Consider the following 12,741-nt stretch of genomic DNA (forward strand, 5'->3'; position numbering starts at 1 on the left):
GACAGAAACGAATAACGGGCATATAGTTGTCGTAACAACTACTTTTGCGAAGCGGAGGCTTAATATGTCGGACCCGGTATTCAACGATAAGGAAGAAGCAGGACAATTGGATCAGTCCGTCGGCTTTCTGATGGGGGTCGCTTATCGCAGAATCAGCCTGCTCCTGCAGCAGCGGCTGAAGCCCTGGGAGATTACGAGCGAGCAGTGGTCGATGCTGTTCCGCGTGTGCGAGCGGGAAGGGCTGATCCAAAAGGAGCTGGCCGATTGGTCCGCCAAGGATAAGCCGACGACGACGCGGATTCTGGACAATCTCGAAGCCAAGGGCCTGATCGAGAGGCGTCCGGACGACAGGGATCGCCGTTCCTTGAGGATCCATGCGAGCGATGCAGGCCGCCGTCTCATCGACGAGACGGTTACCGTAGAGGCTGAGGCGGTTGCCGGGATTACGGCAGGGATGCGGATCGAGGAGCAGGAGATGCTGCGCCGCTTGATCCGTCAGCTTATCCGCAACGCGAATTCACAACTGGAGGTAACCTGATGACGAATGATGCCGGCAACGCGGGCCGATTATGGACCCGCTCTTTTATTGTTCTTACGCTTGGAGCTTTCCTGCTGTTCCTCAGCCTTCAAATGCTGCTCTCGCCTTTGCCGTCCTATGTGAAAGACCGGTTCGATCCAGGCTCCTTCGTCATCAGCCTGGTGACGAGCCTGTTCGCCCTGGCGGCGATCGCCTCCCGCTTCGGTACGGCATGGCTGCTGCGGCGCGTAGGCCGAAACACGATTCTGTTCTTCGGCCTCGGTCTGGCCGCAGCATCGACCGCTCTCTACGGCGAAGCTGCCGGCATCGGAATGCTGCTGCTGCTGCGGGTGCTGTTCGGAATCGGATTCGGCATGGCGAGCACGGTGCTGCCGACGATCGTGACGCAGATCATTCCCCCGTCCCGGCTTGGCGAGGGCGTCGGTTATTTCGGACTGTCCACCAGCATCGCGATGTCGCTCGGCCCGATGATCGGGTTGTCCATCATGGGCTCCTTCGGATTCGAATCGCTTTCGCTGACCGGAGGCGCTGCCGCGCTGCTCATCATTCCGCTGCTGCTGGTTCTCCGGGCGATCCCGCCCCTGCCGTCCGCGGCCAAGCCTGGGCTGTCCGCAGCTGCAGATTCTTCGGCCGCCCAGCGCCGCTCCGGAAGCATCTGGATGCCGGCCGCGCTCAATGCGCTCATGGCCGTCACATACGGATCCGTGCTCAGCTACATCGTTCTCTTCGGCGAGGAGCGCCATCTGGCGAACGTAGGCTTGTTCTTCCTGTTCAATGCGGTGACCGTGCTGCTTGTGCGGCCGATCTCGGGGAGGCTGTTCGACCGGCACGGGCCAGCCGTCGTTCTTATTCCCGGCGCCGTCGTCCTCATGGCGAGCTTGACTCTCCTGTCCTACTCCCAGCATATGGGGCTGCTGATCGTGTCGGCTCTGCTGTACGGACTCGGCTTCGGTTCCATACAGCCATCGGCGCAAGCATGGATGCTGCGCTCGACTCCCCGCGAGCGGCATGCCTCGGCGAACAGCCTGTTTTATAATTCCACCGATTTCGGCGTCGCATGCGGCTCGATGGTGCTTGGGGCGGCTGCATCTGCGCTCGGCTATGCGGCGATGTATCGTTTTTCGGCTGGAGTCATGGGCCTTTTCCTCGTCGTCTATCTCATCTACTGGACGGCCTCGAAGAAGAGCGCCGCATCGGCGGCTGCAGCAAAATAGCCGTCGTTTTAGACGGAAATGAATCCGACCGGCACAACACCCTGAACCGGCCGGCTCTCCGGAGCCGGTTTTTTTAGGTTCCGATGTCCGTATTTTGGCGACAGCATGCTTGTCTTTCCGCTATCAAGATGCTGGAGAGAAGCGAACAGGGCAAATTTTTTTCGGTCCTGATCCGTCGCGGCAAAGCAACCTGTGTTCTATTTTTGTTGAAATCAGAAAATTTAGAATCCTTTCCTTGACATACGCTCCCATTTGTTAACCGCGGTTCGACAAATTTCTTTACACAATATAAATATTTTCGTCCTAAAGAACTTATTTACAAAGAAACATAGGTCTTTTATAGTGGATTTATCGATGAAAAAACGTCCATTTCATATTTTACAAATGTTCAATGTTCGGAAATAAGGAGGAGCCTGGACGAATTTTCTTTCATCTACATATTGGAATCACTGGCTTGAATAACGAAATGGAGGAAAGTCGAATGCGAATATCAAGAGAACTGCGTCAATGGTTCGCGAGATCGCTTGCTGTCCTGATGGTGATTTCTTTGGCCGTCCCGACGGGATGGATCGGGCGGGCCGCCGCGGCGGACGCCGTTACGCTGGCTTATTGGCCGGGGACGATAAGTTCCAGCACTCCTTATATCATTCCGGTTGGCAACGGCGGTCTTCCGCAGAACAGCAACCCGATCACGGTGACGGGGGCTTCCATTGGCACGAGCATAGCCAGTGGACCGTCGGGCGATATCAAAAATGTGGCTTCTGCCAGTGGTTGGGCTCAGGGTAATTATTGGCAGACAACAATCAGCACGAAGGGGTATGCCGGCATAGCCCTGTCGTACTATCAAAAAGGGTCCAATACCGGACCAAGAGATTTTCAGCTTCAATATAGCGTTGACAGCACCACATGGGAAAACGTTCCGCAGGGCAGCTCGACGCTGACAACCGATTGGGCCAAAGGCCTTTTAAGCGTTTCCCTGCCATCAGAAGCAGCCGACAAAGATCAGCTTTTTCTTCGGTGGACGGTTACTTCGAATGCGGCTATAAAAGCGGATTCCGTCATCGGTTCGTCCGGAACAAGCCAGATCGCGGCCGTCAATGTCACCGGCACGCCGATCGGCTCCGGCGGGGATCCCGGCGTTCCGGTCACGGCTGCGCCTTCCGTCTCTGGAATCAGCTTGACGGATGCAGGCATTCTGACCGGCGCTCCCGGTTCGGTACCTGTAACTTCGTATGTCTATGTATACTACAATGAAGCGGCATCGACTCCTCAGATCAAGCTGCAGGCTGCCGGGGACGGCTCCTTTGGCACGGCGGTCGATACAGCGGACGGCAAGAGCAAAGTATGGGTGACCGCCCAGGAAAACGGCAAGCAGGAAAGCGCCAAGACGGCAGTATCGGTCGCCAAGTCGGCGACGCCTGATGCCGCCAAGCTCATCTTCGCCAATCCGACGACGCTCACGGGAGCCGCAGGCTCGGTGGCGGGCGGCTCCGCCGTAACAGCGGCGTTCGAGGACGGCACGCAGGCGGGTACGGCAACGGCAGGCCAGGACGGCTCCTTCGCCATGACTCTGTCCAATCCATCCTCCAAGACGAAGGTGCTCGTCGCGGCCAAGGAGCAGGGCAAGCTGAAGAGCGACGCTGCCACAGCCGCGATTCAAGGCTCCGGCGGCGCGCTCGGCTACAAGCCGGGCGACGTCGTCATCAGCCAGGCTTACCTGAACGGCGGCAACGGGGGCGCCTTCTACAAGACGAAATTTTTCGAGCTGTACAATACGACCGACAAGGACATCAGCTTCAACAGCCAATGGGCGCTGATGTACGGAGGGGCCACCTCGTCGGCATTCGGTACGATTACGAAGCTGACAGGCACGATCAAGGCCCATGGCTATTATCTCGTAGTCGGCAGTACGGGGGCGACCGGAGCTGCTCTTCCCGTCGATGCCGATCAGACGTCGTCGCTCAATCCGAGCGGCTCCACGGGCGGCATTCTCGCCCTGGCCCAGAAGACGACGGCCGTCTCGGGCGATACGGACAGCGATCTGGTGGATCTGGTCGCTTACGGCAACGGCACCAATAAGAGCTTTGAAATCAAAACCCCGAGCTGGGGAACGCCGTTCTTCACGTCCAACGTAGGCAGCGGCACGGTCCTCCGCAAGACGGACGCGGGCTCCGACCCTCGATCCGCGATCGGCCTCGGCAATGGATACTGGACCCGAAACAACGCCAACGATTTCGTCATGAACGTGCCGATCGGCTCGGCCTCGGAGGAAATCGCCATCCGCAACTCCAAATGGATGGCAGCTCCGGCCGCCTCCAAGCTGACCCTCTCGGCCTCGTCGGTCCAAGGATCGGCTGGTTCGGTGCCGGCATCTGCGGCTGTCAGCGTCTACACGCTGAACGGCGGCGACCTGGCCGCAGCGGGACAAGCTTCAAGCTCGGCTGACGGCTCGTTCACGGTGAGCCTGCCGAGCCCGGCTTCCACGGTATATGTCGCGTTTGCAAGCGCGACAGGCACTAGCGCCTACACCCGCCTGGATTCGGCGGATCAAAGCGCCGCCGTTCTCCCGATCGGCACGGCGCGCACAGTCGATGCCAAGGGGCTCCCGCTTCATATCGGGTACCGCACGGCGATCGAAGGAACGGTGACGACGGCCAACAAGGCGCTGGGATCCGAAAATACAAGCTTCTACATCCAGGATGCCACCGGCGGCATCAATGTCATCGGCAAGGATACGCCGGCATTCCCGATCGTGCCGGGACAAAAGGTGAAGCTCAGCGGTTATCTGGTCTTCGCGGCGGGCACCTCCGCATTCGTGCCCGTATCGATGACGGACCAAGGAAGCGGCACGCTTCCCGGCGCCGAGCTGGTCCGTTCGTCGGACCTCGGCTCCTTCGCAGCAGCTGAGCCGCTCGAGGGCAAGCTCGTCCGCATCAAAGCCAAAGTATCGAACATCCCGGCAACCGGTCCGGACTACAACGTCACGGTCGTCGACGGCGAAGGCAATGCGTCGATCGTCCGCATCCTGGCCCAATCCGGCATCGACATGACCGGAACGACGGTGGAGCTGGGCGAAACCTACTCCTTCACCGGCATCGTGGGCCAGAGCAAGGCAGGCTCTCCTTATACGAGCGGCTATTACCTCATGCCCCGCAGCGCGGCGGACGTCCGCGGCGATCTGCAGCTTCAGCACACGCCTTTGCTGAAGGCTTACACCGGAGTCGACGTCACGTTCAAGGCTTCCGCCAAATACGCGGAGTCGGTGACGGTATTCTATCGCGCGGCGGAGGGCCAGGCCTTCACGCCGGTCCAACTGAACACGGCCGACGGCTTCAACTACAACGGCCGGATCGCCAAGGAGAACGTTCCCTCGGACAGCTTCCAATACTATATGGAAGCGGCTGGAGGAGGGGAGACGACTTCAGCGGGAAGCGCAGATAAGCCTTTCGCGGTCGAAGTCGGAACGGATACGGACGGTCCGGCGTTCTTCAATCCGGTTCCGGGCGAGAACGAGGAAGTCGAGACGATGCATCCGCTTGTGTCCGTGGAGCTTGAGGATCCGAACGGCGTGGACCTGTCTTCCCTGACGATCGCCATCGACGGCAAAGACCTTACGGCCAAAGCGGCCCTCACCGAGGGATCGATCAAGCTCGCGCTGACTCCCGACGACGATCTCGTCCAAGGCGTCCATGCTGTGCGCGTGACGGCCAAGGACAAGCTGGGCAATCCTTCGGAAGCAAGCTGGTCGTTCCGGGTTGCGGAGCGCTTTACGGGCGGCAACCACTACTACGGCACGACGCACAACCATACGAATATTTCTCATGACGCGGCGGGTGCGCCGGAAGACGCGCTCAAAGCCGCCGAGAAGTACGGGTATGATTTCTTCGCCTTCTCCGACCATTCCCATGATATCGACGCCTCGCAGGTAGGCAAGGATACGGTCGACCACAACGGCATGCCGGAGCGCACCGGCGGTTCGGACTGGCAGCTGACCAAGGATCTGGCGACCCAGTACACCAAGGACGGCAAGTTCGTCGTATTCCCAGCGTTTGAGATGACGGCAACGACGTGGGGCCATTCCAACGTCTTCGGGACGACGAACTTCATCGACCGTGTCGTCAGCGGCGGCAAATACCAGAGCCTGCAAAACTATTACGCCTGGATCGTGAGCTATGACGACATCGTCGCTCAGTTCAACCATCCGGCCATGGGCTCCAACGCCTTCAACAACTTCATTCCTTACGACAAAAAAGTAGACAAGCTGTTCACGATGCTCGAAGTGGGCAACGGGTCCGGCAACTACTCGTATGCGAATGCGGAGAACAAGTTCTTCAGCGCGCTGGATATCGGATGGCATGTCGCGCCGACGTACGGCGAGGACAACCATGATGCGACCTGGGGCCAGACCAAGCAGCGGACGGTCATCGTCTCCAAGGATTTGAGCCAGGAATCGCTGCTCGATGCGATGAAGAAGATGCGCGTCTACTTCACGGAGGACCCGAGCGCCAAGCTGGATGTATCCGCAAGCGGCTGGTATATGGGCTCCACGACCGATACGAAATCGCTCAACTTCGACATCAAGGTAAGCGATCCGCTGCTCGAGAAAAAAGAGGATCCGAAATTCAGCTATCTGAAATCGCAGTCCAATGACAATATCGCCAAGATCGAGCTGGTCACGAACGGCGGCCGCGTGCTCGAAACCTATACGCCGACATCCGACACGACCGATTACAACTGGAAGCCGAAAACGATCAACGTCGTCGGCGGCCAGCAATGGTTCGTCGTCCGGGTAACCCAGAAGGACGGAGACCGCATCTACTCCTCCCCGATCTGGACCCCGATCGAGCCGGTAGCCGTCAAGGTCAACAGCGTCTCGACGACGGACGGAGCCATCATCGGAGGTTATGCCGCGAACCTGCAGGCTGGAATCAGCAACCTGGGCACGGTCGACGTGAAGAACATCACGGCGAAGTTCTATTATGACCAGGCGGATGCCGCCCACCTGATCGGCGAGGCGGGCATCGACTCGCTTGCGACCAATGCATCCACGACGGCCAGCGTCGTCTGGGGCAGCCCGGTCGCCGGGGAGCACAAGATCATCGTCGTCCTCTCGTCGACGGACAGGGATCTGGGAGAGAACAAGTACGAGCAGATCTTCTCCATCAAGGCTCCGCTCGGCAAGACGATCCTGATCGACGCGTCCAAGAACAACGAGAACACGACCAAGGACGCAGGCACCTACAAGGACAACATGAAGCTGTTCTCGGTGAAAATGAGGCAGCAGGGCTACACAGTAGCGGAAAATGCAGCCGCGATCACCGATGCGGTGCTCAAGGATGCGGCCGTCCTGTACATTTCCCACCCGGCTTCCGCTTACAGCAGCTCGGAGATTGCCGCCATCAACCGCTACGTAAGCGGCGGCGGATCGGTCTGGCTGTCCGAGAAGAGCAACTACGGCGGCTCGAACCAGAGCCTGAACGATGTCCTGGCCGGAATCAGCTCCGTCGTCAGGGTGAACAACGACGGGGTGTTCGACGAGACGCCGGAGGGCAACTTCTGGAGCAATCCGCTCACGTCGAACTTCTCTGTCCGCGCGCATCCGGCGCCGGTAAGCAATTATCTGACGGACTTCATCTCGACGCTGGATTACTATAGCGGCTCGAGCTTGGCCAAGGCCGGCAAAGAGGCTCTGACGGACGGCAACGGAGTCACGGTCCTTGTCCGCGGCAACGAGACGACCTTCCAGGATACGAGCAGCATCAAGAGCGACACCGTCATCTACAACCAGCAGACGTCGAACGGCAAGAACGGTCCGGCATTGACGAATGTGACCGGGGGCTCCAGCCTCCCGCTCATCGCCTCCGAGCAGATCGGCAAAGGCCGGATCGTCGTATCGGGCATGAACGTGTTCAACGACAAGCAGATGGATGAGACGTACAATGCGAAAGGCAATGCGCCGCTCTCCATATCCGTCATGAACTGGCTTGCGGGTCTCGAGACGAAGGCGATTCCGATCGGTGCGGCAAGAACGCTGCCGGAAGAGACGCCGATTATGGTCGAGGGCACCGTTACGACCGCAGCGGGAGTATTCTTCGACGCGTTTTATGTCCAGGACGCCACCGGCGGCATCATGGCCTTCAACGACGTTCCGGCGGGCTCGCTGGCTGTCGGAGACAAGGTCCGGGTATACGGGCATGTCAAGATATTCGAGAACAATACCGAGCTTGAATATGGAACCTTCGCGCAGAGCGTCGTCAAGGTTTCAAGCGGCGAGCCGATTGAGCCCAAGGCTGTCGGAACGGCGGAGTCCGTGTCGGACAGCTACCAGGGCCAGCTCGTGAAGGTGACCGGCAAGGTGCTGTCCAAGCCGGATGCGAATTCCTTCATCATCGATGACGGCAGCGGTCCGGTGCTCGTCTTCGTAGACGGATACATCGCGACCCAAAGCGGTCCCGTTCCGGATCTCGCTCCGGGCGACTACCTTGAAGCTGCCGGCTTGTCCGGCCGATATTCCGAGGGCGACCGCATTCGGGTGCGCGACACCAAGGAATTGAAGAAAGTGGAATCGGTGCCGCTGGTCGAAATTCATTTCGCAAATCCGGGCTTGAAGATCAGGGCGGGAGAAACAGGCAAGCTCGTCGTGAACTTCGTTCCTGTCCAAGCGACCAACAAGGATCTGCAATGGTCCTCGGCGGATGAGACGATAGCAACGGTTACGTACGGAGTCGTAACCGGACTCAAAGCGGGCAAGGTTGTCATCAGCGCGCGCTCGGTTGATTCGGAACTGTCCGCCGAGACCGAAGTCGAAATCGTTCAGCCGGTCACAGGCATCACGCTGGACCCGAGCGTCCTGGAGCTGACGGAAGGGGATACATCCACCCTTCATGCCATCCTCAATCCTGCGGATGCATCGGATCAGGGAGTGTCATGGACATCCAGCGACAATCAGGTCGCGGAAGTGAACGACGGCATCGTTCTAGCCCGCAAAGCCGGTGAAGCGACAGTAACGGCTACGACTTACGATGGCGGTTTTACAGCTACGGCTATGGTCAAGGTCAATGCGGCGACGACGGAGCCGCCAACGACGGAGCCGCCGACGACGGAGCCGCCGACGACGGAGCCGCCAACGACGGAGCCGCCGACGACGGAGCCTCCAACGACGGAGCCGCCAACGACGGAGCCTCCGACGACGGAGCCGCCAACGACGGAGCCTCCGACAACAGAGACGCCGGCACCGACGGCAAAACCGACGCCGACACCGGGAGCGACACCAACACCGGCACCAACGCCAACGCCGAAACCGTCAGCGACGCCATCGGCAACGCCTGCGCCGACGGCAAGCCCTGTGCCTGACGGCATCATCGTTGTCAAGCCTGAACAGCTGGCATCCGGCACGACTGTCGTACAGGTCGATCCGGATACGACCGAGATCAGGCTTCCAGCGGATGCATCCTCCAAGCTGAAGGCGAACGGCCTTACGATTGAAGGAGCCGGACAGGCATTCGAGCTCGTGATTCCGATCGAGCTGCTCAAGCAGCTTGAAAGCAAGATCAAGGTGTCGGACAGCCAGACGGCTTACCTTTCCTTGAAAATGAACAAGCTCAGCGGCGCGGAAGCAGCAGCCCTTGCGGCAAAAGCCGGGGCAAGCTCCGCCGCCGACGTCAAGGCTCTGAGCGACATGTATGAGTTCACCCTCTCGGTTTGGACGGCGGGCGGCGAAGCGGCCGTATTGTCGAGCTTCAGCGTGCCGGTCACGCTGCGCTTCAAGCTTGCCGCCACCGATGGAAGCAAGCTGTACGGAATCTACTATGTAGCGGACGACGGCAAGCTGGAGTACGTCGGCGGCAAGACGGAGAACGGTGAAATCACCGCTCAAATCAAGCATTTCAGCAAATATGCCGTGCTTGAAGTGAAGAAATCGTTCGCTGACGTGGCCCCGTCCTATTGGGCGCATGACTTGATTTCCGAGCTTGCGGCCAAGGGAATCGTCAAAGGAACGAGCAGCTCGGCCTTCGAGCCGAAACGTTCCATCACGCGTGCGGAGTTCGCTTCGCTGCTCGTGAACGCCCTCAAGCTCGAAGCGGCGAAGGAGACGGCGTTCAAGGATGTTTCGAGCTCCGCCTGGTATGCCGATGCGGTTGGAAAAGCCTATGCCGCAGGCATCATTTCCGGGCGAAGCCCGGCTGTATTCGATCCGAACGGCCTCATTACCCGGGAGGAGATGGTCTCGATGCTGCTCAAGGCCTACGAGCTCCTCCATGGAGCGGCTGCGAATCCGTCTCCGCAAGCCGGTGCTGGATTCACCGATATGGCTAAGGTTGCGCCATGGGCGGCCTTGCCGGTCAAGCAGGCGGCATCGCTCGGCCTGATCCAAGGAAGAGCCTCGGGACAATTTGTGCCGAAGGGAATCTCGACGCGTGCGGAAGCCGCACAGCTTCTCTACAACCTGATGTTGAAGTAGCGATTGCTTTTGATCTGCGATGCTCTTCCCTGAAGAGCATCGCATTTCTTGCATTCACACCATGAATCCGGGAGTTGAACCGACATGAAGAGAGCCCATCGGCGGCGCCGCCTTTCACTTGCCCTGATCGGCCTGCTGCTGGTCAGCCTGGCATCCGTCCGCGGCGTATCCGCCCATGCGTACAGCGCCAGCTACACGACCTTGGAGCTGAGCAAGACGGAGATTGCGTTCACCTACGCCATCGACGAGCTGTCCGTCATGGAATTGGCGGGCGGGGACGAAGACAAGAACGGCATGCTGGATGAACCCGAATTCGAGAGCGTCAAGGCCCGGCTCGGGGAAGTGCTCGAGAGCAAAATCACGCTGAAAATAGCCGGAGAAGCGCAGAAGCCGGCTGCTCCCGCCGCCATAACCCTGGACAGGAAAGGAAGCGGAACCCAAGCGGTCTACCGCGCCTCCTACCCGGCTCCCGTCTCGGGACAGCCGGCCTCCCTCGACGATCAGCTGTATTTGAACGATGCCAAGTCCAACTACGTCAACCTCGCAACAATTAAGTACGGCAAGCAGACGAGCACCTCCGCGCTGTCCGGCAGCGACCGCTCATGGACTCTTCTTCTGACGGAAGCGGATTACGCCTCCCTTCCCGACCATCCGTCCGCAGACGACGGATCCGCGCCGCAGGCGGACGGCGGCCAAGCCGGGTCGGAGTCCCAAGGGACAGCGGACAAGATCTCTGACGGCGGAGCCTCTCCTTTCTCCGGGTGGAAGTCCTTCTTCAGTCTTGGCGTCCATCATATCCTCGGCGGCTACGACCATCTGCTGTTCCTGTTCTCGCTGCTCATCGCCAGGCAGTCGTTCAAGCAGTATGCGGCTACGATCACCGCCTTCACCGTTGCCCACAGCCTGACGCTCACCTTGACGGTGCTCGGCTGGATCGATGTTCCCGGCTGGATCGTGGAGCCTTTGATCGCGCTCAGCATCTGCTATGTGGCGGTCGAAAATATCATCCGCAAAAAAGTCAGCCGCAGATGGGTCCTGACGTTCTTCTTCGGACTTGTGCACGGGATGGGCTTTGCCGATATTCTCAAAGGCATGAACATTCCGTCCAACCAGCTCGCGGTCAACCTCGTCAGCTTCAATCTCGGCATCGAAGCCGTGCAGCTGGCCATCGTCGCCGTGCTGCTGCCGCTCCTGCTGCTGCTTCGCCGCTCCAGGCATGACCGCAAGGTCATGCTGGCGGGTTCGGCCGCCGCATTGCTGTTCGGAGGCATTTGGCTTGCCGAGCGCGTGCTGTCCCTATAAGCCCACAAGGAGGAAACGCCATGCAGCCGTCTGCCGCAGCCAATGAAGCTGCCAAGCCCAAGTCCAATGCCTCGCTACTGGCGCTGTTTCTGCTCGGGGCTGTTACGCTGCTCTACCTTTTCGCCGGAGAGGAAGGGGGCAGCGGCACGGACGGCAAGCTCCAGCTGTTCAAGACGATGTTCCTCAGCCTTCTCATCGAGGCGCTGCCCTTCATCCTGATCGGCGTCGTCGTCTCCGCCCTGCTGCAGGTGTTCGTGCCCGACCGGATCATCCGGAGAGCCATCCCGAAAAACCCGCTGCTCGCCGTGCTTGCGGCAAGCCTGCTCGGCATCATCGTGCCGATCTGCGAATGCGGGATGGTGCCGGCTATCCGCAGGCTGATCCGCAAGGGCATGCCGCTTCATGCGGCGACGGCATTCATTCTGGCGGGACCGATCCTCAATCCGATCGTCCTCTGGTCGACGCTCGCCGCATTCCGTAGCCATCCGGAGATCGCCTGGATCCGCATGGGCCTCGCTTTCGCGGTCGCCATCGCGGCAGGGCTCGCGGTCCATCGCTTCGTCAGCGGGCAGGCTCTTCGCGGCGAGGACGCAGTGGCGGCCTCCCCGACGGGAGCAGCGGCAGGGGTCAAGCCTGCGGACAAAAATCGCGGGCGCGCTTCCCGGCAGCCGGCGGCAAGCTTGTCCCAGGCGGCAAGCCCGCCATCGGCAAGCTTGCCGATGGCGGCCGGCCTCCATTCCGCAAGCCAGTCGGAAGCGGCCGCTCCGCCGTCCCCCTTCCGGGTGCTGACGCCGGTTCCCGGCCGCAACAGAGGCTTTGAAGCGGCAGGACATGCCGTCAGCGAGTTTTTCGACATGGGCAGATATATCGTGTTCGGTTCGTTTCTCGTCGCTCTGCTCATGACGTTCGTGGCTCAATCCGACCTGGCCTCGCTGGGCGGTGGGAGCGCGGCCGGCAGCGTCTCCATGATGGCGCTCGGTTTCCTGCTCTCTCTCTGTTCCACGTCGGATGCCTTCATCGCCCAGTCGTTCTCGGCCTCCTTCACCGGCGGATCGCTGATCGCGTTCATGGTGTTCGGACCGATGATGAACCTCAAGGTCATGCTCATGATGCTTGCCGTCTTCCGGACCCGCTTCGTGCTCGGACTGTGCGCGTTCGCCGCCGTTCTTGTCTTCGCCGCCGCACTCGTTCTGGATATGACGCTGCTACACTAAGGAGGAACGCCG

The 12,741-nt window shown here is 60.0% G+C and carries 5 protein-coding genes; all 5 read left to right on the forward strand.

Going from position 1 to position 12,741, the window contains the following annotated elements; all coding sequences use genetic code 11:
• The first annotated feature begins 64 nt into the window (after positions 1 to 64).
• Positions 65 to 538, forward strand: a complete 474-nt coding sequence (locus CIC07_RS05330; protein ID WP_076359719.1) for a MarR family winged helix-turn-helix transcriptional regulator — start codon at positions 65 to 67, stop codon at positions 536 to 538.
• Positions 538 to 1,752 (forward strand): MFS transporter, encoded by a 1,215-nt coding sequence (locus tag CIC07_RS05335; RefSeq protein ID WP_076359721.1) that lies wholly within the window; start codon positions 538 to 540, stop codon positions 1,750 to 1,752. The genes CIC07_RS05330 and CIC07_RS05335 overlap by 1 nt, the downstream gene beginning before the upstream one ends.
• Positions 1,753 to 2,233: 481 nt before the next feature.
• A complete protein-coding gene (locus tag CIC07_RS05340) occupies positions 2,234 to 10,213 on the forward strand; it encodes an S-layer homology domain-containing protein (RefSeq protein WP_076359723.1) in 7,980 nt (2,659 codons plus the stop codon).
• 84 nt (positions 10,214 to 10,297) lie between these two features.
• Complete coding sequence (locus tag CIC07_RS05345; RefSeq protein WP_076359725.1) at positions 10,298 to 11,515, forward strand: HupE/UreJ family protein; 1,218 nt, start codon at positions 10,298 to 10,300, stop codon at positions 11,513 to 11,515.
• Between the two features lie 20 nt (positions 11,516 to 11,535).
• Positions 11,536 to 12,729, forward strand: a complete 1,194-nt coding sequence (locus CIC07_RS05350; RefSeq protein ID WP_076359727.1) for a permease — start codon at positions 11,536 to 11,538, stop codon at positions 12,727 to 12,729.
• The last annotated feature ends 12 nt before the right edge of the window (positions 12,730 to 12,741 follow it).

The sequence above is a fragment of the Paenibacillus sp. RUD330 genome (genome assembly GCF_002243345.2).
GTDB lineage: Bacteria > Bacillota > Bacilli > Paenibacillales > Paenibacillaceae > Paenibacillus_O.

What these genes read in the sequence shown, in the direction of transcription:
- CIC07_RS05345 (WP_076359725.1), top strand. Translation starts at nt 10,298, where the DNA reads ATGAAGAGAGCCCATCGGCGGCGCCGCCTTTCACTTGCCCTGATCGGC.
- CIC07_RS05335 (WP_076359721.1), top strand. Translation starts at nt 538, where the DNA reads ATGACGAATGATGCCGGCAACGCGGGCCGATTATGGACCCGCTCTTTT.
- CIC07_RS05340 (WP_076359723.1), top strand. Translation starts at nt 2,234, where the DNA reads ATGCGAATATCAAGAGAACTGCGTCAATGGTTCGCGAGATCGCTTGCT.
- CIC07_RS05330 (WP_076359719.1), top strand. Translation starts at nt 65, where the DNA reads ATGTCGGACCCGGTATTCAACGATAAGGAAGAAGCAGGACAATTGGAT.
- CIC07_RS05350 (WP_076359727.1), top strand. Translation starts at nt 11,536, where the DNA reads ATGCAGCCGTCTGCCGCAGCCAATGAAGCTGCCAAGCCCAAGTCCAAT.